General features: G+C 56.5%; 22 protein-coding genes, 2 tRNA genes and 1 pseudogene. 1 reads left to right on the top strand and 24 read right to left on the bottom strand.

The features are described 5' to 3' along the window. Positions 1-23 precede the first annotated feature (23 nt). From FHT08_RS05950 to uvrB, 19 genes and pseudogenes are all read right to left on the bottom strand, one after another. Positions 24-1,313, bottom strand: a pseudogene (locus FHT08_RS05950) (peptidoglycan-binding domain-containing protein). A 158-nt stretch (positions 1,314-1,471) separates the two neighbouring features. Further along, positions 1,472-1,834: a hypothetical protein gene (locus FHT08_RS05945; RefSeq protein ID WP_243848948.1), complete on the bottom strand. Its 363-nt coding sequence runs from the start codon at positions 1,832-1,834 to the stop codon at positions 1,472-1,474. Positions 1,835-2,272: 438 nt separating this feature from the next. After that, complete coding sequence (locus tag FHT08_RS05940; RefSeq protein ID WP_166774780.1) at positions 2,273-2,677, bottom strand: DUF4189 domain-containing protein; 405 nt, start codon at positions 2,675-2,677, stop codon at positions 2,273-2,275. Positions 2,678-2,710: 33 nt separating this feature from the next. Beyond that, positions 2,711-3,226, bottom strand: a complete 516-nt coding sequence (locus tag FHT08_RS05935) for a DUF4189 domain-containing protein (RefSeq protein ID WP_243848947.1) — start codon at positions 3,224-3,226, stop codon at positions 2,711-2,713. Beyond that, positions 3,223-4,302, bottom strand: a complete 1,080-nt coding sequence (locus FHT08_RS05930) for a type IV secretion system protein (RefSeq protein ID WP_166774545.1) — start codon at positions 4,300-4,302, stop codon at positions 3,223-3,225. Before FHT08_RS05930 ends, FHT08_RS05935 begins: the two co-directional genes overlap by 4 nt. 93 nt (positions 4,303-4,395) lie before the next feature. After that, positions 4,396-5,217, bottom strand: coding sequence for a hypothetical protein (locus tag FHT08_RS05925; protein ID WP_181141489.1), 822 nt, complete (start codon positions 5,215-5,217; stop codon positions 4,396-4,398). Further along, a complete protein-coding gene (locus tag FHT08_RS05920) occupies positions 5,210-7,663 on the bottom strand; it encodes a VirB4 family type IV secretion/conjugal transfer ATPase (protein ID WP_166774544.1) in 2,454 nt (817 codons plus the stop codon). Before FHT08_RS05920 ends, FHT08_RS05925 begins: the two co-directional genes overlap by 8 nt. Positions 7,664-7,765: 102 nt before the next feature. Further along, on the bottom strand, positions 7,766-8,077 hold the full coding sequence (locus tag FHT08_RS05915) for a VirB3 family type IV secretion system protein (RefSeq protein WP_104533768.1): 312 nt from the start codon (positions 8,075-8,077) through the stop codon (positions 7,766-7,768). After that, positions 8,070-8,480, bottom strand: a complete 411-nt coding sequence (locus tag FHT08_RS05910; protein WP_104606048.1) for a TrbC/VirB2 family protein — start codon at positions 8,478-8,480, stop codon at positions 8,070-8,072. Before FHT08_RS05910 ends, FHT08_RS05915 begins: the two co-directional genes overlap by 8 nt. A gap of 58 nt (positions 8,481-8,538) precedes the next feature. Next, complete coding sequence (locus tag FHT08_RS05905; RefSeq protein ID WP_166774779.1) at positions 8,539-9,366, bottom strand: lytic transglycosylase domain-containing protein; 828 nt, start codon at positions 9,364-9,366, stop codon at positions 8,539-8,541. A 61-nt stretch (positions 9,367-9,427) separates the two neighbouring features. After that, entirely contained in the window at positions 9,428-10,468 is a 1,041-nt protein-coding gene (gene virB11 / locus FHT08_RS05900) for a P-type DNA transfer ATPase VirB11 (protein WP_166774543.1), read from the bottom strand. 14 nt (positions 10,469-10,482) lie between these two features. Further along, positions 10,483-11,652: a TrbI/VirB10 family protein gene (locus tag FHT08_RS05895; protein ID WP_104606045.1), complete on the bottom strand. Its 1,170-nt coding sequence runs from the start codon at positions 11,650-11,652 to the stop codon at positions 10,483-10,485. Beyond that, positions 11,649-12,416, bottom strand: a complete 768-nt coding sequence (locus FHT08_RS05890) for a TrbG/VirB9 family P-type conjugative transfer protein (RefSeq protein ID WP_039516403.1) — start codon at positions 12,414-12,416, stop codon at positions 11,649-11,651. The genes FHT08_RS05895 and FHT08_RS05890 overlap by 4 nt, the downstream gene beginning before the upstream one ends. Beyond that, on the bottom strand, positions 12,413-13,432 hold the full coding sequence (locus FHT08_RS05885) for a type IV secretion system protein (protein ID WP_166774542.1): 1,020 nt from the start codon (positions 13,430-13,432) through the stop codon (positions 12,413-12,415). Before FHT08_RS05885 ends, FHT08_RS05890 begins: the two co-directional genes overlap by 4 nt. Positions 13,433-13,558: 126 nt before the next feature. Then, complete coding sequence (locus tag FHT08_RS05880) at positions 13,559-13,969, bottom strand: TcpQ domain-containing protein (protein ID WP_024937947.1); 411 nt, start codon at positions 13,967-13,969, stop codon at positions 13,559-13,561. Positions 13,970-14,317: 348 nt separating this feature from the next. Next, complete coding sequence (locus tag FHT08_RS05875) at positions 14,318-15,991, bottom strand: type IV secretory system conjugative DNA transfer family protein (protein WP_166774541.1); 1,674 nt, start codon at positions 15,989-15,991, stop codon at positions 14,318-14,320. Positions 15,992-16,026: 35 nt separating this feature from the next. Continuing rightward, on the bottom strand, positions 16,027-16,269 hold the full coding sequence (locus FHT08_RS05870) for a hypothetical protein (RefSeq protein WP_166774540.1): 243 nt from the start codon (positions 16,267-16,269) through the stop codon (positions 16,027-16,029). A 526-nt stretch (positions 16,270-16,795) separates the two neighbouring features. Continuing rightward, positions 16,796-16,870 (bottom strand) — tRNA-Val (locus FHT08_RS05865). 118 nt (positions 16,871-16,988) lie between these two features. Continuing rightward, entirely contained in the window at positions 16,989-19,010 is a 2,022-nt protein-coding gene (gene uvrB, locus FHT08_RS05860) for an excinuclease ABC subunit UvrB (RefSeq protein WP_166774539.1), read from the bottom strand. A 140-nt stretch (positions 19,011-19,150) separates the two neighbouring features. On the opposite strand from uvrB, the gene FHT08_RS05855 reads away from it, so the two are divergent. Next, positions 19,151-19,693, top strand: coding sequence for a GspH/FimT family pseudopilin (locus FHT08_RS05855; protein WP_026064032.1), 543 nt, complete (start codon positions 19,151-19,153; stop codon positions 19,691-19,693). Positions 19,694-19,744: 51 nt separating this feature from the next. Here the strand turns inward: FHT08_RS05855 and FHT08_RS05850 are convergent. From FHT08_RS05850 to FHT08_RS05830, 5 genes are all read right to left on the bottom strand, one after another. Next, positions 19,745-19,821 (bottom strand) — tRNA-Asn (locus FHT08_RS05850). 66 nt (positions 19,822-19,887) lie between these two features. Beyond that, positions 19,888-20,331 (bottom strand): type IV pilin protein, encoded by a 444-nt coding sequence (locus FHT08_RS05845; RefSeq protein ID WP_166774538.1) that lies wholly within the window; start codon positions 20,329-20,331, stop codon positions 19,888-19,890. Next, positions 20,328-24,074, bottom strand: a complete 3,747-nt coding sequence (locus FHT08_RS05840) for a PilC/PilY family type IV pilus protein (protein WP_166774537.1) — start codon at positions 24,072-24,074, stop codon at positions 20,328-20,330. Before FHT08_RS05840 ends, FHT08_RS05845 begins: the two co-directional genes overlap by 4 nt. Positions 24,075-24,084: 10 nt before the next feature. After that, positions 24,085-24,612 carry a PilX N-terminal domain-containing pilus assembly protein gene (locus FHT08_RS05835; protein ID WP_166774536.1) on the bottom strand — a complete coding sequence of 176 codons (528 nt, stop codon included), beginning with the start codon at positions 24,610-24,612 and terminating at the stop codon, positions 24,085-24,087. A 2-nt stretch (positions 24,613-24,614) separates the two neighbouring features. Next, positions 24,615-25,775 (bottom strand): PilW family protein, encoded by a 1,161-nt coding sequence (locus FHT08_RS05830; RefSeq protein WP_046343307.1) that lies wholly within the window; start codon positions 25,773-25,775, stop codon positions 24,615-24,617. Positions 25,776-25,779: the final 4 nt, after the last annotated feature.

Genomic DNA, 25,779 nt, shown 5'->3' with positions numbered 1-25,779 from the left:
GCGCAACGACCAACACGCCCGACTTACATGGACATCGAGCGGGAAGCAGTTTCCTGGGCCTGCACCTGAGTGGCCTGATGCCGGCTTTCCTCGGCCGCTTGCCTGCTGCTGTTTTCCAACGGCTGATTCTGCGCTTGGTTGCGGGCCACAAAAACCCGCTGCATTGCCGGGTCGGTCATTTCGCCCTGTACTGCGAAGAAGCCGTCGCCGCTCTTGTTGGGCACCACATGGTCGATGCGTTGGAGACCGCTGACCTTTGACTCGAACACGATTTGGCCGGCTGCCTGCTCAAGTTCTTTACGGTTGGCAAAGCCACTACGTTCACATAAGGCTTCCAGCTTGCTCACTGCACCGTTGTACATCGCGTTGTCGGGATGGCGAGGGTCAGACAACAAGGGGCTGGATGCTGCCCGTGCCGGCGCAGCAGGAGCGGTCGTGTGCTCAGGTTGCTTGAGTGCCGCCTGGGTCAACGCCTTGGCCAAAGCGGCCTGAGTCTGCTGACCTGCGACGCCGTCTATCTGCAACCCGTGCTCGCGCTGGAATTGCTCGACCGCATATTTTGTGTTGCCGCCGAAATCGCCATCCGCGTGCAGCGGCTTGCCATCGCGGCCAACAGCGCCAAGCTGAGCAAGCTGGCCTTGAAGGTGCTTCACCTGCGCGCCGCGCTCGCCTTGTTCTAGTTTCCCGTCATGCGATGCATCGCGCTTCGGCTGCTGAGGCACAGCAGAGGTATTCGTATGCATAGCATGCGAACGGCCCGGCTGCATGTATTGATCCATTCCATCACGATTACGTGTGATGTCGTGCATGTAGTCGTAGTTGCTGGTGCCGTTGCTGTCGCTGATGACCCGCCCGCCAGTGACAGCTTCGCGCGCACCACCGTAGCCTGAGATATGGCGGGCTTTCAGAAAGCCTGCCACCTTGGCTGGATCATCAACTTCGTCCAACACGCCATTGCGGATCGCTTGGCTATACGCCTTGTGGCTGTTGATCTTGAACGCACCATCCTACAATGCGGCCGATGACTTGTATTGCTCAAGGCTCAACCCGTTCTTCCAGTTAGAGGAGTCCTCAAGAAAACGCGTCATACCACCGCTACTCGCCTACTTCCATTCCGCACCACGTACCTTTTGTGGATCGAAACCGGCATCAGTCATCGCATCGTTGAGCTTGGCACGATCTACATATCCCGCATCGGCTAACCAGCCTGCCCCCGCTTGATAACGACCGACGCAACCCTGTTTATTAGTAATCCGCAAATCGCCGCCATTGCTTTTGGTCATGACGGTCGATGCAATCAGACGATGCGTCATCGCGTCATCGACACCCGCGATGTTGCCTTGATCGTAGCCTTGGGCGGTGGCCGCCGCTTTTTCTCGTCTATCAGCCATGATGCATGTCCACTGGATATGACGATTAGGAAAAACACCAGCCTTCTACTGATGCCTGGGGGTGGCTCCTTCACGACTCTTTACACTGCAGCGCTTAAATTCTTTTTTTGTGGCTTCGTTTTCGTAAAAACGAATGTTGTGGAGCCTGGCCCACGCGTTTCTTCACCATCGTCCAGATAGGCCTCTACAAATGCCTCACCTGCATCAAGACCGATCGCATGGAACTTGGTATGCAATGGATCTGGCCCACCGTCCTCGTCTCCCGCACAGTTGTCTGCAATCAATCGCACCGCTGTAGCCGTCGGCAACTGGCGCCTCAAGACCTCGACATACTCTGGACTGGCGTAGAACTTCTTCACTACAATAGAATGCACAGTACGCGCATCGCCATTGAGCGTGATGCCTGACTCGCCTTCATGGCTTGTTTCGCCCCCCATCTGCACCCTAGCCTCCATCCGGCACATCTACCGCGCCGAATCCATCGAGCAGCAAGGTCCCGCTGCGACACTGCGCATTCTCTGGGTCGGTGCCGTCGGAATTATCTTTCGGGGAGATATCCCTCCATTGCACACTGGGAACCGCATCGAAACTCGACCAAGGCGTACCATTTTGGGCAACAAGTAACGAAACGACCTGATAAATCGATGTCATTCGCTCTTTTTCTCCTGAATTCTTGGTCTGCGAAACGGGCTCATTTTAACTTTCCTGCAAATTTTGCCGTGTACTCGATGAAGTGTCAGCTACTTTTTCTGGAGTAGCCTCCTGCTTGCACGCCGCCAGCAACAGAAAACCACTGAACATCAAAACTGCGGACAGCTTTCGCGAAGAATTATCACACTGGTTCTCGCTTATTATTATTTCAATACTATTTGAATGCTGAATCAATACATTTTGGAAATGAAATTCTGCACTGACACCTGGCCAGTTCGCCCTTTAGCAGCTTGCACCACAGCGACACATTGATTTTTGTAGGTAAAGTTAACCTCACAATCAGAGTTGCCAAAATTCGTGCAAATTTTAATCGCCTCTACCTTAGCATCCTCCTCAGAAAACTTCCCTGTACTACTTCCAATATCACCGTTATCAGAGCTAGCAATTGCGCCCCACGTCCTAATCCATTCCCCAGTGATTTGGGATGGAGCATTTTGAGGCTTCATCTCCGGCGTGTCGGAGATGAACTGAGTACTCCCCATCTGGGTACCGATCGAGCAGCGTGCTTGTGCGAAAGCACCAGAAGCAGGATAAATAAGCAAAATCAAGATAGGTTTAACCCAAGAGCGAGCCATCACTTTGCGTCATCCCGAACGGCTCTATTATTACTAGTATTTTCTAAAAAATGGTTCAGAGCACTCAGAATAGATAACTGTACATGATCCAGAATCACTTGCTTCACAGCTTTTGGATGCAGATTTTATAGCAGCCTTTTTTGAAGCAGACGACTGATAGAAACTTTTAGAAATTGAAGAGACCAAGGCAGCACATTGATTTTGATAGCTTAATCGGACCTCACAATCTTTAGCGCCACCCAAAGCACATTGTTCAGTTGCTGCTTGCTGAGCTTCACTTTCAGAAAATTTACCCACGGCGCTCCCAGCCTCGCCAGTGGAACTGGAACGAGCAATCGCGCCCCACGTCTTAATCCACTCGCCTGTTGGATTAGAGGGAGGTGCTTGTTGGCCTTGCATATCGGGCGTATCGGGAATGCATTGCATGCTTCCCATCTGAGTACCAATAGGACATCTAGTTTGGGCATTCAGAGAAGGACAGAGGATAAAAAACCAAGAGATACAAATAATCAGTTGAGGAAACTGCATCACGACCGCCTTGTTTTTCATTTTTGAGCAAGACCACGGCTACCCGCATTCGACTCTTGACCGGCAGTAGGTTCATTGCGCATCACAGTTGGCGCTCCGGTGTGATCTTGAGTGCGCTGATTTTCGATATTTTTAGCCGGCGCACTCATCTGCGCATTCGGCCCCTGTCGATTGGCGTTAGACGCCGCATCCGACGAGCCCAGTGAGCCAATCGCCGAATAAGGTGCGAACTGACCTAACGTGCCCTGGAAGAACGCTGCCGCCATCGGTGGCGCGGTTAGAATTAACGTCGTCAAGACCAAGCCTACTCCTCCCTGCTGCAACGCCATGCTGCTGATGCCTTCACCATTGCCGCCGCTGACCGCCCACTTGGCAAGAAACGCCACACCCACCGCACCCACAACCTTTGTTGCCAAGCTCACCGTAAACGTCAGCACCGAAAGTGAAAACATCGTGCCTAGTCCGTATAGCAGCCATTTGCTGAACAACGACTTCGTGGCCTGGAACAGCAGGCACAGGATGAAGAGTGGTCCAAAGCCAACAACCAGCGCCATCGCCAGCTTGTTCAACAGCAGCATTGAGCCTGCCACCACGCCGGGGCCGGCCATGCCGATACCAGTGAACCAGCGCGCCCGGTTCTTGGCGTCTTCGCTTTCTTTATCGCCGCCTGTCTTGATCTGATCCAACCCAGCCAGCGCCATCTGCATCAACATCAGGTTCTTGTCGATCGCCTCGTACGGGCTGTCCGAGTCGCCGGTCACCGTCTTGGTGATCGCTGCGCTGATCCCGTCGGTCAAGCTCCAGTAAAGTTGCGGCGAGCCCTTGGCCATGCTCGTCGCCAACCCGATGATCAGCGCAGCGCGCAGCGCTGTGACCACTAGGCCCATCGCGGCTTCACGAGATTGGCCCGTCGCTAGGCGGTAGCCCTGGATCAAGATCCATAGCGTCAGCACCGTCAACGCCACCATGCCTACCCAGGCCGTCGTCCGCGTCAACAATTCCCACTGGAAAATCGCGATCTCGTCGCGTAGGTACTTATTGATCAGACGAAAAAATTCGTAGTTGGCGATGTTCGTCAAGAAATCACTGAGTTTCATATGTCACCACATCCACTGAGACGGCTACGCCGTGGGCAGCTACTGCCCGAAGTTGAGTCCATTGCCTACACGCTCCACCACAGTGAGTGCGCATCAATCCTTGTCGATTGCCAATTGCCGGTAGCCGTCAGGCTCTTTGCTCTTGATGGTCTCGAATGCACCCTTCATCGCCGCGCCAGCGATGGCCGTCTTGCCAAGACTCCACAAATCGCCAGTGATTTGAGACCACCAGGAGGATTCGCCCTCCGGATCCGGTGGCTTGGTGCCACTCATCGCTGCCAACGCCGCACCAGTCTGCTTGTCGGTTAAATAGGCCAGACGCCTGTCGTAGGCAAACATCGCCGACTCCATCTGCTGACGGTCGATATCCATCATCGCCTTCAACGCCAGCAGCTTATTGGTGTTGCTGTCCAGCAAGCCAATTTGCCCGTCCTTGATCCCAGCTCGATCCTTCTCCAGTTTACGCAGACGCTTCAGTCGCTCGGTGGTGATCTCATTCATCGCCACCATGTAGTTGTATTGCGCATTGCGCGTGCGCTGGGTCAACTCACAGACCTGCTTCTGCACGCTGGACACCGGCGTGCCAGACGTGGAGGACGCACACCCCGAAACACCAAAGTCGTCAGCCACCTTCTTTAGCGCCTCCTTCGGCTTTTCGACCTCCTTGCCACTCGACTCTTCGCCTTCACCCTTGCCGACCTTCTGATTCTCAAGCATCTTTTCGGTCGTTGTATTGAGCTTGTTGTCGATCACTTCCCACTGCGCACTGGCGGCTCCGGCCATGCAGAGCAGCACTAGTCCCGTCAATACCCGAGAAAAATGTCTGAACTTGGTTGTCATGGTGTTTTTCGCCTCCTGTGACACAGATGGATATATTGCCGGGTGAATATATTGATTGATATCGGAGTTACGCATCTTCAACTTCCTTGTCCTTGACCGACTTGCGCTTGCCCGAACCCTTGCGGTTGGCATAGAAGTCCTCCAGCCACTGCTCCGGAGTTAGTTGGTCAACACTCACGCCTAACTTATCGGCTTTGCGCGACAGAATCTGATGCATGATCTCGATGTTGTCGGTCGAGGACGAAATGACCGCCAGTGCGTCGTCCATACCACGCAGGTTGAGCTGGCACACCGCAGAGGCATGGCCTTGCTTGACCAGGAAGCAGCGCGAGCGCTCGTCGAGCGAGACGACCACCTGGTACTCGGCATCGGTCAGCTTGAGGCCTTCGATGTAGTCGTCACGACTGGCGTTGGGGTTGGGCAGCAGCACCATCGTGGCGGTCTGCTCGATCAAAGCGGCGGCGATGTCGCTGGCCAGGGCGTCTTCCGGGCTCTGGGTCGCGAAGATGCCCAGGCCGTTCTGTTTACGGATGGTCTTCTGCTTGTTCTTGGCGAACTCCTTCAGGCCGCCCTTGCCGTCCAGGATCTTCCAGAATTCGTCCATCACGTAGATCAGCGGGCGGCCGTCGATCAGTGCCTCCAGGCGGTGCAGCAGATAGTTGATCACCGGCACGCGCACCTCGGCGTTGTCGATCACGTCGGTATAGTCGAAGCCGATGATCGACGCACGCGTCAGGTCGATGGTGTCCACCGGGTTATCGAACACCCAGCCCAGCGAATTGCCGGCGGTCCAGCGACGCAGGCGCGCATACAGCCCGTCGTCGCCCATGTTGGGCAGGCTCTTGCGGAAGTTGCTCATGCTGCGCAGATGCATCGGCGTGTCCAGCATGCCTTCCACCGCGCGGTAGATGTCTTCCTCCTCGCGTGCGCTGTATTCGGGCTTGCCACCGAGCACCTTGATCAATTCGGCAAGGAATTGGGTGTTGGCCTCATTGCGCTCGCACTGGAACGGGTTAAAGCCGGTCGGGGAGCCATTCTCCAGCGCCAGGTAGTTCCCGCCACAGGCACGTACGAAGATCTCCGCGCCGCGATCCTTGTCGAAGAAGAAGATCGTCGGGATCGGATCGAACTTCTGCACCTGGCTCAACAGGAAGTTGATCAGCGCCGTCTTGCCGGTACCGGACTTGCCGATCACCATCGTATTGCCGATCGCCTTCTCACCCAGGGAGTTCTCGGCCGGGTGGGTCGCGTGGAAATTGAAATAATACGGCTGGCCGTTGGTGGTCTGCAGGGTGGTGACACAGTCGCCCCAAGGGTTGTTGTGCTGCTTACCCTGGGCAAAGTTATGCAACGGCGACAAACCGAGGAAGTTGAGCGAACTCAAGTTGGCGATACGCGTGCGGAAGCGCCAGTTACCCGGCAGCTGCGCATAGAACGACGAGGCGATCGCCAGATCTTCCTTGGCCGAGACGAAGCCGGCATTGGAGAGCTCTGCGCGCGTCGTCGCGATCTGCCTTGCCAACTTCTCCTGGCTGTCGGCATACACCGCTAGGGTGAAGTGGTACTCGCCCAACACAAAATTGCCGGAGGCCACGTCATCCATCGCCAGGTCCAGGTCGCGGATCTGGCTGGAGGATTTGTCGCCCGACGAAATCATCATGCCCTTGGTGCGTTCCAGCACCTTCAGCGCGTCGTGGCGGCCGACCGGGCTGAAGGAATGCGTCATGACATACTCGAAATCGAGATACTTCAGACCGTTGAGAATGCCGGGATAGGTTCCATCGGCGTACTCCTTGATATTAAGGATCGCGCCGAAGTGATTGATGCCATCCGGGGTCCGGACGACGAAGTCGCCTGTCTTGTTGGCGAACATATGCTTGCTGACGGGCAGGTACGCAGGCACCGGGGCTTGCAGTACCGGCACCGGTTCGTCAATGCGATTAAGTAAATAACCGAGAAATTCCAAGGTCTCGGAGAACACCACGCCATTCTTGGCCTCATACATTCCAAGACGATATGGCGAATAATCTTTCAGAACCGCTTCAACGTTAGTAGCAAGCTCAACGATCTTGGAAACAGCTTGCTCTTCCTCCACACGCAGCCTTTCGGGATCGGCAGACTTTTCAACCAAACGGCGACCCGTCACAACCGGCCGATAAATCATGCTGAAATATAGTTCGTTCTGCATGATCTTTTGCGACGACAATGCAGTGTAATACTCGTCGGACAGGTTCTGATTGAACCCCTGCTTGAAGCGCCCGCCAGTCCCAATCCTGCGCCTACGGCGAACATCGTGTACCCAGAATGCGATGTTGGCAAAATCAGGTGCACGCAGCGTTTGTAGTAAACGATTGAACGTGTTGTGTCGCTGCTCGAGCTCGAACTCGTCCCGCCCCACGAACGGCAAGCCAGCCAGGTGCCAGATCAACAGGTAGTCACCACCGGTCGTCTTGACGACGGACGGCGCCACATGGGTTGAAATGGAGATGAACTCACTGATCGGACTGTCTGGACTGAACATGGTCGTACCAATTTAAAAGGGAAGCGTCACACCAACATGACCATCGCAAACACCAACCCCACGCAGGTTGCACGCGTGGGGTTGGTTCATCGGTTCACATACTCATCGAGGTTTTCCCGGAGGACCCTTGCGATACTCATTTGGAGTGAACACCCACATCCCAGAATAACGCTGGATGTTTCGAGCACGCATTCGAAACAGCCAGCGCAATCCGAGCAACCTGAAGATCATCTCGTCACGCTTGGCCATCTGTTGCATGCCGAAGATGATGACCGGGATGGTCAACAGGTACCAAAGATTGATGTACATCCCCAACAGCAGGCCACCGCCCGCGCCGATGAAGAAGGGGATATAGGGCACCCCCAAAAACATCGCCGGACGGGTGCATCCGCGGAAGAGCACGTCTTTATGCATAGTACTGAGCGACCTGCACCAACGAACCTGTGATCGTGGAGCATTCGCCCGAATCCGAGCCGTTGTTTTGCAGAATCATGTTGGCGATCTGACCAGCTGCGCCAATCAGCACCCCACCGATGAGAATCGGGGACACCTCGGAGATGCGCTTGTGTGCGAAGGCGATCTGGTAACCAGCCACGATGACGGCGATGGTGACCACTGCGATCGAGCCCATATTCAGCAGCTTTGTCACATTGTTCAAAAATCCGCAAACGCGCGTATCGGTATCTGCGAGATCGTTTCCATCAGCCGCCGCGCCACCTGCCACCATCAGCAGCGAGATGAACACCAGTGCCTTCATCGCCTGAGTGCCAACCATCTTGGCATCTGCCATTGTCTTCTTGTCGATTTCAAACTTCATGTCTAACTCCTTGGGAACAGAGGGGGTCCAGCAGCCATATCCGTGGCGATCTTCCATCCTAAAAAACAAATGCACTATCTACTTGCGGAGCCATCTGTGGTGCACGCGGCACGGAGACGGGATTTGCGGGTTGGTCTGTCTGCGTCGAGGCTTGCGGTGCGACAGCGGGCAACGCTACCCCACGCCCTTGGCCTGTCGGCTTTATCACATACAACTCGTCCTCCGCTGCAGGAGCCACGGGGGTGGCCCGACTCGGCAGAGAGTAAGGTGCTGAAGGTGCCGATAGAATAGGCCCCGACGGTGAAGCCACCGTGTTGCCCGCTCCAGATAGATCCTGAATACGACGCGCCACGATCGCATCTGCCAATTCGGCGGCTGCCTGCTTGAGCGGATTGGCAGGCCGCAACTGCACCTGGCGCGTCGGCACGACCGAAATGGGTTCGGCTCCAGAGGATGATGCTACCGACTGACGAATGGATGCATAGATCTTCTGGACATAACCATGCTTGAAGCCGGTTTCGAAGTTTCCGGAATAATAACAGGAGAACGACTTGCCCCAATTGGCGCCAGAGCGCGAGTGGCACTCAGCAAGGATTCTCGAGGCGGCGACCAGATTGGGGCACTTCTCGAAAGCCATTTCATAGGTGGTCAGGCCGTATTTCTGCAGGTTGTACCGATTGACCTGGCCAAGTCCCAGGGAAAAGTTGTAGCCCTTTTGCTCCAGCATCTTGGCGGTGGCAACCGCCTCAGCCAAACCACGTGGCTCACGCACCAGCCGCCCGCCAACCACGCCGATGGCGTAAGGGTTGCGCGACGACTCGACACGGACAACGTGCTGCATCACCTCGCCAGGGACGGCCAGTCCAGTGCACCCCATCAGTTCCATGCCAGGCAACATGTCATTTCTCCTTCCAGAACAGCTCAACCTCAATTGCAAAATCGATGTCTCAGCCGCTGCGCAATGTTCTCAGGGGGTCGAAATCGATGCCCGTGATGAAGCGCCGCCCGGCATGAGCCTTGATGTGAACGACGATATCGATGGTCATTCTCAGCAAGCGCTTGATCACTTCGAATTCCAGACCGGAGCCTTCGTTCGATGCCTTCACCATCAACGCCAACTGGTCCCACGTTTGCTCGACACTTCCGGCGTGGCAACTGGTAATGGAACCCGGATGCCCGGATGCGCAGTTACGAATGAAGTAGAACGACTCATCACCACGCAGCTCGGCCAGGATGATGCGATCCGGCTTCATGCGCAAACAGGCTTCCATGCAGCTTTTTGCTGTCACGTTACTGGCGCTCTGCCCGCCCTTCGAGTACAGCAGGTGCACGGAATTGGGCTGACTGATGAACAGTTCCCGAGCGTCCTCGATCGTCACCAGGCGCTCTTCGCTCGGAATATGATTGACGAGCGCCTTCATGAAGGTGGTCTTTCCGCTACCTGTCGCCCCGGCGACGACGACGTTCTTCTTGTACAGCACGCACTTTTTAAAGAATTCTGCGTAATCGCGCTTGCGGCGCAACTCCAGCAATTCTTGATCGTGATCGCTGACGTCTGCCGATTGCTCAAGCACCTCGTCGAAGAACCCGTCGTGCTTGTATTGTTCGAGGGATTTGGTGTGTTTGGAGGGCAGCCGGATGGTGATAGACACCTTGCCTGCATCGCACGCAGGCGGCATGACGAACTGCGCACGCTGCCCTGTAGGAAACGTCAGCGAGACCACGGGATCTGCATCGGTAATGCGCTGCCCGGTGTTGCTTTCGTTCACAACCGCCGTGCAGAACTGGCGGGCGCGGTCATATGTCAAGGATGGCACGTCGACCCGCTGCCATCCGTGGATCGTTTCAAGATATAGCTCGCCAGGCCGATTGATGCAGATTTCAGTCACGTCAGGCGAATTCAGGTAGTCCAGGATGCCCAGCACCGAGTACTGGTAATCCAGGAAATCATTCGAAATGCGCGCTGTCGGGGAATCGTCAATCGTCATGGCAGGCTGTTCATTCACTTCGGCAGGACCGCCGAGAAATCGACGTCCTTGGCAACGTAGACGTTCAATACCGTTCCTTGATTGATCGTCAGGGTGGCAGGACGACGTCCTGATTTTTCGACTGCCTGCTCCGCAAGCTGCTGCATGCTGCGTGCGGTGTTACTTTCGAAAGGCTGCTGGGTGATGATTCCCGAGCCCACACCGATTGTCGTTGTCTCAGGACCGTATTCAGCAGCCGCATACTTGAATGCATCGCTCAACAAGCTGATGAACAGCGCCGATGCAATCTTGTTACCCCAATGCGCGTTGTAGTCACCCGGGTGGCCAGCGCTACCGAGCGTGTCGATACCAGGGCCGACCAGCGTGACATCCAGTCCGGTCGGCGTGGTGACGCGATCCCACACTACCTGCAGGCGCCTTGTCGTCGGCTCTCCGGCGCCGTACTGGCCGAGCATCTTGGAACCCTTCGGCAAGAGCAGGTTGTGGCCGTTGATCGAGTACACCGGCTCGGTGACGATACACGAGGTGTAGCCACCGAAGTCGGAAATGATCCGTGTCTCCAGGATGCAACGGATGTAGGTGCCACGTACCAACAGGCCATCCGGATTGCTGATCGGCTTAGCCAGCGTAACAGGACTCTCTTCTTGGCCGGGTGCAGGCTGAGCGCCCGTTTGCCCAGGCATGGCTGTGCCGTTTGTTGCGGATTCGGCAAGGATACGACGCTCCAGTAATGTCGGGCCGCGCTGACGCTCCGGTGCTGAGCTGACCTCTTCGCTGTCATCGGTCGGCATTGGCGGAAGAGGCGGCAAGCTGGGTTGCTGGGCTAGCGGAACCGGCGCCTCTTCCACCGGCGCAGTCATGTTCTGCGGCAACGCTGGCGCAACCACCGTCTCCGTACGCTGTTTCGGCGGGGGAGAATCCTCTCCGCTTTGTGTCGCCAACCAGAAGATGACGAGAATCAATAACGCGGCAATGGCAGCCAGAAACACAAGCGCCTTGCGATTCAGACGCTTGATGTCGCTGGAACGCAACACTGGTTCATTGGCGTCGAGGTCCGGCTCGGCACCTGCCTGCTGACGCGCAAAGTAAGGATTGTTGCGCTCGTTGTACTCACCGTTGCGTAGCTCTTCCCCGCCATTGTTCGGGGAGCGCTCATCAGGGCTGTTTGGAATATTCGAGTTCACTTTTGCTTGTTCCTTCGCAGACCGACGACGTTATCGCCATGGCGAACCACCAGGAAAGGATAGGTCCCGTGCACGATCAGGGTGTTGCCCTCCACCGTGGTATTGACGAGAAAATCCTCCGCGTGTTCCTTTTCGCGGGCAAAAACTGCCGGGAAATTTCCGGTCGGAAACCGCGTCAAATCCATATTGATATAGGTGAACTTGCCGTCGTCATAGACGCGGCTTGGAATCAGCCAGGACTTCTTGGCACGCGTCGCATAGTCGTAGTCGTAGTAATAACGCCGATCCTTCAAAATCTTGGCGTTCAACAACGGGCCTTTCTTCGATGTATCCGCGTCTTCGACATTATTGAAGCTTGTATCCTTCGGATAGGTGAACACGACCTTGTATTGAACGCCAGCCTGCTTTGCCTGCTCGAGGCGCTGCCAGTCTGTTGCAACCACCTTGAGTTCAAGAATGTAAGAATGCGTTGCCGTACGAATCATCATGTTCGTATCGACGTCGACATTCTTGGGCTTGAGATAAAAGACATTCTCGCGACGCGTCAGCTCCCAGCCGCCAGTAAAGCCTGTGCTGTAATCCAGGATCTTTTCGTTCGGGCTTAGCTCGACCTGAGTGGTAATCCCGAGACCGGTGCGTACCTGGTAGATGCGGTCCGGGGCATACTCATACTCCTGAACCACTTGAGCGGCAGCCGAGAAAGCGCATATTGCAAGTGGCAGTGCTGAAAATAACGCAGCACTGTACCGATTAAAAAGTTTCATCGACCACTCGCTCCATTGACATTGTTCTGCATCCCTTGGGGTTGAATCGCGGGCTGCGCCGCAGGCTGAGCTGCCGGCTGCATTTGATCGGGAAACGCGGGCTGCACCTGCTGTTGAGGCACGCCACCCTGCGGAAGTGCTCCCTGCTGCAACGGGACGCCTGCCTGCTGAACTGCACCAGAGGCGTTTGCCGCGCTAGGATCGATCATGCCAGTACCAGCCTGCTGTGCCGCTGGCTGAGGCTGAGGGTTGATCCCGCCGCCACCGGCAGGAGTAGCTGGCAACGAGGAGTAGTCGTTGTCTACCCGATAATCAGTTACTCGGAAGCCTAGAGGATTTTCGACTCGCAGGCTGTCATTCATCTCCAGATTATCTTGGTAGACAAATCCCATCGTCGCGATCTTGTTGTCAAGCAACGTAGAGACCGTCGAATTTTTGTCGTACACGGTCCGTTGAAAACGTACGGTCGCCCCTTTGTAGGGCTGTCCTTTTCCGCCAATCAACGTAATACTCAAAATATTGATGCGGATGGCACGCAGCTTTCCGTACGTATTCAAGGGCCGTAGCGGATTGTTCGCGGAGTGCAGCGCCCGATACTCATTGACAACGTTCGTGGCACCCATTGCCGACACAGTATTCCAGTCGCGCTGACCGATGATGGTAAGATCGAATGATTCGCGGGCAATAATGAACCGGGCAATATTGCTACGTGCTAACGCCTCACTGGTACTGATCGTCCGCCCACCAAAATTCGCCTCGAGTTTTGCAATCGTGCTGGTTCCCGAATAGGCGTCAGCCATCACCAGGTACGGCACCTTTTCCTTCAGCGGCAACATGTAGTAGTAGCCGCCCGCCGTCAGGACGGTGACCAGCATCGATAGGGTCGCCACCATCCATGCGCGCTTTTCGCTGCGGCGCGCGAGGTCGGCGATGCTGACCTCGTAGTTCATCGCTTTCTGGACGGCCGCACCCACTTGGGCAGATCCGTCCTTTTCACTGACCTTCTTACGCAACATGTCTAGATCCGTCACCGTAGGGCCTTGTCAGGCCTGAAACTATCGCCGCGACGAGCGCGGGCACATGGGAGGCTTGAACAGATTCATCGACCGAATGCTGAGAGCATCGAATCAGCAGTTCGGTTCTTAGAGCTTGGCTCCAGACGATACCGGCACCGGCTGTACCAGCAACTTGTTGGCGGAGACCGAAACCGACACACCTTGTGCCGCGTACACCGCGCTCAGCTCGGTGGCGGCTTGCTGCACGCTGGTGGTGCTGATATTGGAAACCGGGGCGATCAAGGTGTAATCCGAAGGCAGGTTGTAGGACAGCTGCATGTTGGAATCCGCGGCCCACCGCTCCAGCATCGTCTTCAACGTGCCGTCCATCGGCGTAGCCTGATACGTGTAGGAGGTGTAAAGCGGAATTTCAGTGGGCGCCTCGTCGAAGTGATTGACGTGCTTCCAACGTCCACCAAAATCGGGAGCTGGCTTGGTTGCGCAGGCGCCTACCAACGCAGCGACCACCAAGACCAGTGACAGCTTGGACACATACATCGGATTCACTCTGACTTCTCCAACTCATGAGATTTCGGGCTTAAGACGGACAGCACAACGGCCCCGCTCACCTTCGGGTGACGGAGGGAATCTGCCTCTAATGACTCGCTCAAGCGCATGCTGCCACCTGGGCCAGCCGGAAGAGGCCGGTCAGCGACACGTGCACGCGCGATCGATAAAAATGAATACGCCGAAGAACCATCCATAGCCTTACTCCTGTACGACCCCGTCCGGCGCCGCCCCCTTAACAAAAAATCAACAATGCGCGAATTCTGGGTCACTTTGCCCTTAACGCACACATGAGTCAAGAATTACCGGCGCACCCTCGCGGCAATTATGAGACGACGGTCACAACTTGATAGACAGCGTTTTCACGTCGGTCTTGGGCAACAAACGCGCGGTGAAATAGCGATCTTCGTAGTAGCGGATCTTGTCGCATTGCACCGGGTGCGGGATGCCCTCGTACAGGAAGACTTCTTTCTCATTGCCCATTGCCTTGAGCTCCTGTGGAAGCATCAGGGCCCGCCGCTCCTCGGAGACACTTCGGGTGGTCTCTCTGCCACGGGTAACGTTCTTCTTCTTGATGGTGGTGTAGCCCAACATCTCGGAGTAGTCGTTTGCGTCCTGTTGCTCGCGCGGCGCGTACAGGATCTGCAACGCATGGTTGGTGATGATCGTGCGCGACAGGTCCTTGCCGTAGGTCGCATCCAGCTGCGCCATGCTCTGAATGATGGGAAGCAGACGAAGGTTGTAGCCCGCCATATAGGCGACTGCAGTGGCGATGATGTCGACTTTGCCGATCGAGGTGAATTCGTCCATCAACAGCAGGCATTGGTACTTCAGCTCCGGATTGGACTTCGGCAGTTCGCGGGTGTTGAGGTTGATGATCTGGCTGAAGAGCAGGTTGATGATGAGCCGGCTTTCGGCCAGCTTGTTGGGCTGGATGCCAATGTAGATCGTCATCTTCTTCTTGCGCAGATCGGTGAGCAGGAAATCGTCCGCGCTGGTTGCCGCATCCAGGACCGGGTTGATCCATGCGTTGAGTGGCTCTTTCAGGGTACCCATGATGGACGCAAAGGTCTCATCGGCCTGGGAGAGCATATTGGCGAATGCCGAGCGCGCATTGCCGCTGAGGAATCTGCGCTCGGACAGCGACTTGAGGTACTTCTTGAGGTCTGTGCCGTCCCCGGACGACAGGCGGTAGATGCCGCCAAGCGTAGGAGCCCCTGCCCCGCCCGGAAAGCCGAGCGACAGCTCTTCGTCCTGGTTTTCGAACAGATACAGGGCGAACGCCATGAAGGCATTACGCGCCTGACTGACCCAGAATTTCTGGTCGTCCGACCCGTCCGGATACAGCATCGCGGCGATGCTCATCAGATCAGACACACGGAAGGCCGGATCGCTGGAAACGTAAGTCAGCGGATTCCAGCGATGTGTACGGCGATCCTCGGCGAAGGGATTGAAAAGGAACACCTCATGCCCCTGACTGGCGCGCCAGCCACTGGTGAGGTCGAAGTTCTCCTGCTTGATGTCCAGAACCACTACCGATTCCTGATACTCAAGCAGGTTGGGAATGACCACGCCCACGCCCTTGCCGGAGCGCGTCGGCGCGGCGAGGATCACGAACTGCTGCCCGCTCAGCCGCACGAGTTTGCCGTTGAACTTGCCCACGACAATGCCGTTGCCGCTCGGCTTGAACAAACCGTGCTTGGAAAGGTCTGCAGCTCCGGCAAAGCGCGCATCGCCATGCAACGCCCGCGTCTTCGGCTTGACCAGGAGCACGACCATGATGGCCCAGACGATCCCGGTCAGACCAAAACCGAGAATGCCGGACATCTTGATCTTGGTTGCGTAAGGCGCCACTTCCGGCAGGCCCAGCGCCTTGACGTAGCGATAGTAGGTGTCCCACGCGTACAGCCCGGTATCGAGCCGCAACAGCAGAAGCGTCAGATATCCGGACAGGACGTATCCAACGAGCAATGTCACCACGGTGGCGATTGCAATTATTTTGGCTTTGGACACGCGCCCCTACTCCTTGGCTTACTTCTGAACGGCACTTAGCGACGGACGACGGGCTTGTGATCGACCAGATCCGACTTGCGTCCACCACTCTCGCTCTCGACGAGCGAGTCAATCCAGACTCTGGCTTGATCCAGGGAAAGATCCGGCGTGATCCGAGTTCCGGCATCCGTCACGATGGCATAGGCCACCACGGCGTCGGGTGCATAGGTGTCTTCCCGGGTGATTGCCACGACACGGTACCCGCCCCTGGTCAGCACGGTGTGCTGATACTCGTCCATCGCCAGCCTTCCTTTTCGTCAGCGCGGAGGCGATGCTAAAGCAAGACGTGTGATGGAGAAAGCGGTTTCGGCGAAGCCGGCACAACCGCGCGCGCATTCGAGCCAGGCGAGGATCGGGATGGATCAGCGCCGGTGGAATTCCGTTGGCGCCTGATGTGCTTCCAGAGCCACACGCGCGCCTGGCAGTAAAAAGCCTGCGCCGCTTCGTAGATGCGGCGACCAGCGCCGCGACGAAATGGCACGCCGTGCAGAGGCCGCGGCTTGACACCAGGAATCTCGCACGCAGGGACCGCCCAGGCCGCCCGGCCTGCCAGGACACCGCTCCGCCGCAGCGACGCCGGACCATTGCACGCAATTCGTCCAGCACGCCTGGGCGATGCATAGAGGCAAGTGATCGATCGTCGAAAACCAAATAAGCAACGCGCGGAAGCTGCAAGAGCTGATGCGCATGTCACTTGGGGATCCGTGGCAGCAGTGCCTGCCGATGTTGAAGCCACTCAAGTCGCCGTGCCGCCTGGACTTGGAGTGGTGGGCGGTACAGGGTTCGAACCTGTGACCCCTACCATGTCAAGGTAGTGCTCTACCGCTGAGCTAACCGCCCGTTTCCTGCGTCAGCATTGCGCTGTGCAGGGCGCGCATTCTAGCGCAGGGTTTGGATCACCACAAGCCCTCCCTGCGCTCGAACTTCTGCGCTGTCGCTCTGCCCTATGCCCTATGCCCTATGCCAGGCTGGCAGCTTTCAGTTTCTGGATCTGGTCGCGGATCTGCGCAGCCGCCTCGAACTCCAGGGCCTTGGCATGCTGGTACATCTGCTGCTCCAGGCTCTTGAGTTTGCCGGCGATCTGGGCAGGCCCCATCGCGCGGTAATCGGGCATTTCCTCCGCCACCTGGCGCGACTTCGAACGTCCCTTGCCGGCCTTCTTCTCGGCGGCATCCTCGCGCGCACCTTCCATGATGTCGGAGATCGGACGCGCCACCGACTTGGGGGTGATGCCATGCTCCAGGTTGTACTCGACCTGCTTCTCGCGGCGGCGGTCGGTCTCATCGATTGCCGCCTGCATCGAACGCGTCATCTTGTCGGCATATAGAATGGCCTTGCCGCGCAGGTTGCGCGCGGCGCGACCGATGGTCTGAATCAGCGAGCCGGTGGAGCGCAGGAAGCCTTCCTTGTCCGCATCCAGGATCGCCACCAGCGACACTTCCGGCATATCCAGGCCTTCTCGCAGGAGATTGATGCCGACCAGCACATCGAACTTGCCCAGGCGCAGGTCGCGGATGATCTCCACGCGCTCCACTGTGTCGATATCCGAATGCAGATAGCGCACGCGAATGCCGTGCTCGCCGAGGTACTCGGTGAGGTTCTCGGACATGCGCTTGGTCAGCGTCGTCACCAACACGCGATCACCGAGCTTGATGCGCTCGTGGATTTCGGACATCAGGTCGTCCACCTGCGTTCCGACCGGGCGGATCTCGACCACCGGATCGATCAGGCCGGTCGGGCGCACCACCAGCTCGGTGATCTCGCCCGCGGACTCGCGCAGCTCGTAGGGACCCGGTGTGGCCGAGACATAGATGCTGCGTGGCGAACGCGCCTCCCATTCCTCGAAACGCAGCGGCCGGTTGTCCAGTGCCGACGGCAGGCGGAAGCCGAATTCCACCAGCGTCTCCTTGCGCGAGCGATCGCCCTTGTACATCGCGCCAATCTGCGGAATGGTCACGTGCGACTCGTCGATGACCAGCAACGCGTCCGGCGGCAGGTAGTCGAACAACGTCGGCGGCGGCTCGCCAGGCGCTTTGCCGGTGAGATGCCGCGAGTAGTTCTCGATACCGTTGCAGAAGCCGACTTCGGCCATCATTTCCAGATCGAACTGGGTGCGCTGCGCCAGCCGCTGTGCTTCGACCAGCTTGTTCTGCGAATACAGCTGCTCCAACCGCTCCTTCAACTCGTCCTTGATCGTATCCACCGCACTCAGCGTGCGCTCGCGCGTGGTCGCGTAATGGGTCTTGGGATACACGGTGTAGCGCTGCAGCTTGCGCAGCGTTTCGCCGGTCAACGGATCGAACAGGGTCAGCTGCTCGATGTCGCCATCGAACAACTCGATACGCAACGCCTCGGTGTCGGATTCTGCCGGGAACACGTCCAGCACTTCGCCACGCACGCGGAACGCGCCACGGGTCAGCTCGAATTCGTTGCGGGTGTACTGCAGATCGGTGAGATGGCGGATCAACTGCCGCTGGTCGATGTGCTCGCCCACCGACAGGATCAAGCGCAGTGACAGATAGTCTTCCGGCGCGCCCAGGCCGTAGATCGCCGACACCGTGGCCACCACCAGCGAATCACGACGCGACAGCAAGGTCTTGGTCGCCGACAGACGCATCTGCTCAATGTGCTCGTTGATCGAACTGTCCTTCTCGATGAAGGTGTCCGACGACGGCACATAGGCCTCGGGCTGGTAGTAATCGTAGTAGCTGACGAAGTACTCCACCGCGTTGTGCGGAAAAAACGACTTGAACTCACCGTACAGCTGCGCCGCCAGCGTCTTGTTCGGCGCCATCACCAGCGTTGGCTTCTGCACCTGCTGAATCACATTGGCAATGGTGTAGGTCTTGCCGGAGCCGGTCACACCCAACAAGGTCTGCTTGACCAGGCCGGCCTCGAAGCTGGCCACCAGCTTGTCGATGGCGGCAGGCTGATCGCCAGCTGGGGAGTACGGGGATACGAGCTGAAAACGGTCGGTCATGGAGCGGGTCTCGGGGGAGGACTGCACGAACGGCGGAGGCCACCTTCGGTAAAAGTCTGACCCGTCATCACGTGAGAGCCGACCTTACCTGAGCCATAGACGCCGTAGAGACTGCTTGTTCCGAGCCAGGGAGCAGGACGGTGAAAGCAGTGACTCGTTCGTGCGAAAAAGGGTACACGGCACTACAGCTAGTGATCGTGATGGCGATCATCGGGATCGTGGCAGCCATCGGCCTGCCCAGCTTCAACGCTTTGATCGAGTGGCAGCGAGCACAGGCAAGGGTTCACTTACTCACCGCACATCTGGCGATGGCCAGAAGCCTGGCTGTCACGCATCGCTTGCCGGTCAGCATCTGCCCGTCTGGTGATGGGGCAAATTGTCGATCTGGAAGGGACTGGAGCCAGGGTTGGATCCTTTTTAAGGATCCGCTGCGCACTGGCCAGCCTGCAGATACGGACTCGGTCCTGCAGGTTGAGCAGTACGCTGCGAGCGACAACATCAGTATCACTGGAACGACCGGCCGATCGCTTGTCCGATTTCTTCCGAACGGCCGCAACAGCGGCACCAACATCACGATCAGCCTCTGCACGCGTGCGCAGCGTCTGGCAGATGTCATTGTCAACAACTCAGGGCGAACGCGGTCTGTTCGCTACAGGCAACCAACCACATGCCCCGCACGGTGAGCTACGGCCAAAACGAAGAGGCCGCGACTAGTCGCGGCCTCTTCAACATCTTGGCGCCCGAAGTTGGACTCGAACCAACGACCCCCTGATTAACAGTCAAGTGCTCTAACCGGCTGAGCTATTCGGGCGGGGTCGGCATTGTAGCAAGATTTCGGGGCATTGCAACAGCCATCACCATCCCTAGAAACACACCCTCACCAACAGTCCGACAAGGCTCCCCTAGAGTTGGTCTTGCGGCTGGCCTGGTCGATGCTTAGAGTGCCGCACTTGTCGGCTGACTGGATGTTGGCGGGGGTCGCAGTGATCACAAAGGTGGACTGAGTCACCTGTGGCGATGGAAGGTTATACGCATTGGTCCCACCCTCCCGCGGCGAAAAATTCTTGGGCAGCGTAAAGCCTACATAGGTGTTCTGCACCGTGTGATACCGCTCAGCCAACTGCGCATACTCGACAAGATCTGCCTTGGCCTGCGCACGGCGAGACTTGCGCACGTATTCCGAGTAGCTGGGATAGGCGATCGCAGCCAAAATCGCCACGACAGCAACAACAATCATCAGCTCGATCAGGGTGAAGCCTCGCGAAGCCAACCGTGGAGCGAACCCATTGCATGCACTCGATACTCTGACCAAATATCTCATTGCACCTGCCTCCAGGATTGGCGCCCACATGGATAGGGAACATACATCGGTTCGGCACCGGCAACGCTTACCACCATCCAACAGGAACTTCCACCTGGCGGCAGCGCTCCACCAGACTCTGCCGGCGTCAGTCGTGGAACGGCGGATACACCCACATCCTTCACCGGCGTAGTTCCCTGAGTTGTCAGCGACGTCGCTGCAGTCCCCGACGCGAACGACGACCCTGTCGGCGAGCTACGGCGAGCCACGTCGAGTGCGGCTCCACCAGTCTTAGTGTTCAGCCCAAACAGCCAATTGCTCCCCTGAGCAGCACAGCCCACGCTGTTCGGATTGGGGACATAGGTCGGGATGAAAACAATGCCCGACGCGACGCTCGGATTTCCGACCATACGCTCCCCGGCCGGCAAGTCGACATACCAGCCACGCCCCCCTGCTGGGCTCGCTCCCAACACCAGACTCCGCGTGCCGCCAGAACTGGAGATTGTATTAGCCTGCAGGTTGGTGCGCGTCAACGCACTCGTAATTGCTCCAGAGGAAACGTCATTGACGCCATACAACGACTGGATAGCAGTATCAAATGGATCGTTTACAAATGAGAAGCTTCCAGTTCCAAAGAAAAGCATGACACCGCTGTTATCACCAGCGGTAGCAACGAGTCCACCGGTAATCGGTTGACGATAGGTAGAGCCGTTCTCGGTTGAAGTACGGCTTGTGAAAAGCGGCACGGAAACAGATGTCACCGTGCTACGAAGATCAAACTTCCAAACGGCCCCTTTTTGATCGGCTGCGTAAACAGTGTCCGCGTATCCATCACGAACCCGATCAGCTTGGTTGGCACCGCCCCAGCGATCAACAACAACGATGTTGCCAAGACCGTTGCTTCCGGCGCCCCCCCCACCGCTCTCCGTCGCTTCGATCATAGTAATAGCGGGTGCGCCTGCCTTGATATCAACAACAAAGAGAACGGCCTTTCCACTGGCGCTGTTATAGCCATTTCCAAAAATCGCTTTCCATGTCACAACGCCAGATGCGTTAGCAACTGGAACGATAACAGGCTTGCCAAGCACATAGCCTATATTATTACGAACTGCCGCAGAGAGTGTGCTATCGAGATCGCTGATCTCCCAAAGGCGACTGCTGGTCGAAATACTTGTCGGCGTCGTAACGTCCATTGCAAAAACGCTGCGTCCACCCGCACCCGCAGTCCCTACAAGAGCTGTCTTCCAGGATCCACCATAGTAAGCATCCGATACGGTCAGCGGACCATCAACATAGTAACGATGATTAAATTCCTGATCGCTTTGATCAAGTGGATCGTAGGGAAGCAGCAAGTTACCCATATGACCGATCGCCGTTGAAGGAATGTAAGCAAATCGCTCCGTGCCCCCATTGGAATTCATCACACCGCTTGCATTCATTCCTCCATCGAAGCCATGCAACATGCCATCGTTGGCTCCAACATAAACCATATAATTTCTATTTGCTTTCTTTGAATCCAAGTAAGCGCCGTACGTGCTTCCCGGCACTCCCGACAGACTACGATAACCATAGTCGTCCAATGGAGAGCTGATGACAGGCGTCGAATTGACGATATCGCCAAGCACAGTGGTTCGATCGCGCAAGCGACCACCGCTGCGGACTTCCCCAGACGCATCTCCACGCAAGTACGCGGTAGCGGTAGCTGCGGTCGCCCCCAGCGCGGAAAGGTCCGACTCAGCGCACAGCGACATCCCTGGATACAGCGACGTCGATTTGTTGCAAAGATCCGCAAGAGAAACATTAGTCGCATTGAAGGCGCTAACTGATCCTGCCTTGCTGACCAAGACATTGCGCGCCGCGGCAGACGGCATTCGTGAACTTGCCTCCCACGCTGCGGTGGTCACTGCGACCCGAGTCGTTGGATTGATAGAAACGGTATAGCCGGTAAGACGGCCAAACCAATCTGTGCCCTCATTGGCGATTTCGTAGTTGGGCACTACTGAGAACGAGCCAGCGCCGATGCGCGCACCGCTCTGTGCAAGCGTCCCCGAAGGAGACGAACCGGATGTCACCGAAGAGAGAACTCTCCGCATCGCAGCCGTAATTTCAGCCGGAGTCCTTGCGTTGATGTACTGACCGCGAGTGTTGGTTGCAGCGTGCCAGATGTCATCAACAGTGCTTCTTTCGTCATTTTCACGCGGCGGCCAATTCTGGTAAATCGCTGGAGTGGTATAAGCATCCTGCACCACATCCGGGTCAAATAAGTTCCCCCGCGCACCCAGTGTGATACCGTAAAAATTTACGTGCAGATTCTTCTGACAGTCCAATCTTACGTTGGCATTCGCGGTGTTGCAGGAACTTGGAACGGGCACCAGCCCAGAGGCCAAGTCAGGACGAATGGGAGATCCGCCATCGATGTTGTTGTAATATCTGGCAGCGATGTCACCCATGGTATTGTCATAGCTGTCGCTAAATGGAACTCCCATTCCGCCATCGCCAGCTGCGTTACTGACCTGCGGCCCATTCTGATTACTATAACCATCCGTAAAAAGCATCACGGCGTTCTTCTGGCAAGCCAGCTGGACTGGAGCGGCGCCGTCTGTACGCTGGAATTGGACTCCCGCAGCATTTACTGCCTGGCGATTTGGCGTACCGCCGCTTGCAGGCAATGCAAGGATCGAATTGTAAAGCGCGGTTTTCTCGCTTGCCGTTGCCATATTTCGCATTGGCAACCGGTCCGTAATGGCGTCATAGCTGGCGTACTGATTGATGCGAAAGAATCCTACCCGCATATTATTGACGTCAGCCAACGACCTGGTCATACCCGCGATAATTGCCCTATTGCGATTACCGTAGAAAGAAAACCAATTTGCGAAGTTTTGCAAGGCAACGGTATTAGTGGTACCGATCGTGTACTTCCACATATCACAGCCCGTTCCGCATACATCTCGTACACGCTCACGCGGCACTGAGTCATACGCGGAGGCAGAGCCGGGAAGGACTGGCCGAGCATCATTATTACCCGTGTAAGGAACGAAAAATGTTGCAGGCCAAAACCTTATCAGCAGTGTCTGCGAACCACCACTCCAAGTGACATCAGTTGTCGTCGTTGTCTCAGCTCCGAAATAGAGATTATTGTTATTATCCCTGAAACGCTGCCTGTAACTTGTACCTCGGGGTAACACCATTCTGTTCTGAATTCGAAAACTACTATTGAAATCCTCACCCATGTAATTCGATGCCAACGCGATGGTTGCGGATTGCAGCGGATTAATACGGGTATTCATCGGATCGGCTTGAGGAAATGATGTGCCGTCATTATTGATCCATGGCTCGTATTTGACCGTCGGATCATAATATGTTGGATTGTAGGCAGCCGAGCGCGCGAAGCCCAGGCTATCCAACGGAGGAACACCCAGTCGATTCTCGTCGATACGGACACCAGGAAGCACGTGGTTGTAACCACATCCAACGCTTCTTGTATCTTCCGTATTGAGTACCCCAGGGCTTGAGAAAAACGTATATTGCGCAGTACTCCAGCAGCCTTGGCCATCCTGCCCTGGAAACTGGGTTTGAAAGGTCATCGACCCCGAATCGTCAACAGCCATGATGAACGCGGGCGGCGTCTGCACTTGATTATTCATTGGCGCCTGGGCCAGAACACCCTGGCCCTGCGCGGCGATTAACGCATAGATAAAGCACCCCAGGCCAACGGCACCGGCGGCTGCAGAAGCAAGAATTACTTTCGTTCTATGAGATTTCATATGCTTCTCTTCAAAGCTTGAAGATAGTGTCTACGGCTGCTTCGGAGCTGGCGTTGCTCACGTCGTCAGCAGCGACGCCGGTAATCTGGAAAACAGGAGATGCGGGATCTACAGGCTGCCCCATGCCGATGTTTGCCTCTCCCTGAATACATTGATCGATCTGGCGGACATTGACCGCGCGAGCCGAGGTCTGTGCCTGCGCCCACTGTATCGGGTCAAAACCATCGTCGCAGACACGATTGATATCTCCGGCAGCAACTGAACTCGTGGTACCGGCTGGCGCAGTTGTTCGATTGGAAATATTTTCAACTGAATTCTCGGCATTTCTGACGATGCCCTCGGCCTCCTCGAAAGCAAGGTTTACAGCGCGATAATTGGCTGCCATTTTCTCTTGCATTCCAGAAACCTGGATTCCTGCAATGCCGATCAGCGCAAGCAGCACCAACATGATCAGCGCCACATATAAGACTGCACCGCGCTGACGAGTCATTGCCGGATAGTTAATCGCACGATTTCGAGCGAGACGTTTTATCTGCATTATCAGTTACCGAAAAGGCGATTGCGGAGGGCAATGGACAACTCGTAACTGGCACGATAACGTCCATCGTTGTTTGTCGGCGGAACGATCGTGACACCTAGCACGCCCAGTCGATTCGCCTCAACTTGAGTACCTGCAGCTGCTGCCGTCGGACTGCGAGCAAGGATACCGACCTGCACTTGCCCAACGCGACGCCACTGGTTGGCGGCCACCGAATCGGCTCCGGTAGCAACTCCACTAGCCACACGTTGCTCGGTAATATTACCGACAGGCGGAGTTTGGGTCGCGATCGCCGGCGTCGTATCCAATCCATACAGGAATTGTAGGCTTTCTATTCCTTCAACCAACTCCTCGCTGACATATACACCGTTGCTACCCGCGCGAGCGCGCCTTAGCGCGGGCTCTCCGGTATCGGGACTGTTGGCAACGTAATACACCAAGGACTCGGCGCGATAAACCATCGTCTGACCGGTGGGCTGCACAACATAACGCCCGGAAAGATTGACACCACTGGCAGTTACGGACCCTGCAGTTGTGGTACCAGCAAATACATCCGCGTGGGCGCAATCCGCAATTCCAAACAGCGTGGGAGCCGCCACTCCATCGTCGGTCAGGCGTGCCCAACGTGTTGCATTCATCGTCAAGGTGCTGTTGGACCCAGCTGCAGCGATCCCTGTCGCAGGTACGCCTTCGGCAGAAAGATAACGCAATACAATGATGTCGCTGCCCGGCCTCGGCGCGGGGTTTAAGTTCTGAATGGACGCTGGCAGGCCAACTATCGAATTCGCACTGCCACCGATCGTTATTTGATCTTTCGGAGCTGTTCCCGGTGCTTCATAGCCTTGAATTGATACCGAGAAATCCAGAGGACTCCCGCTTCCTGTTGTCGCAGAAAGATTGACCCTGGGATCTCCTTCCCCCTTGACGAATTGCGCTTGATCGTTGACGCACCCAAAGTGGCCCGCCATTCGAATGTCTCGAGCCAGATAGTCAAGCGCAAAACGTCCATTCTCCTGCGCTCGCGAAGCACCTTCGGATAGTTGGGCGGCCGTGCGTGAAGCTGAAAATACTTGGATTACCCCTAATAAAAGCACTAACCCGATCACTAACGCAATCATTAGCTCGATCAATGAAAGGCCAGACATTCGCGAACGCAATTTCATTCCC

Origin of the sequence: Xanthomonas sp. CFBP 8151 (assembly GCF_011761885.1) — a bacterium.
GTDB lineage: Bacteria > Pseudomonadota > Gammaproteobacteria > Xanthomonadales > Xanthomonadaceae > Xanthomonas > Xanthomonas arboricola_B.
The sequence above is the reverse complement of the archived record's forward strand: the minus strand, read 5'-3'. Positions and strand labels throughout refer to the sequence as shown.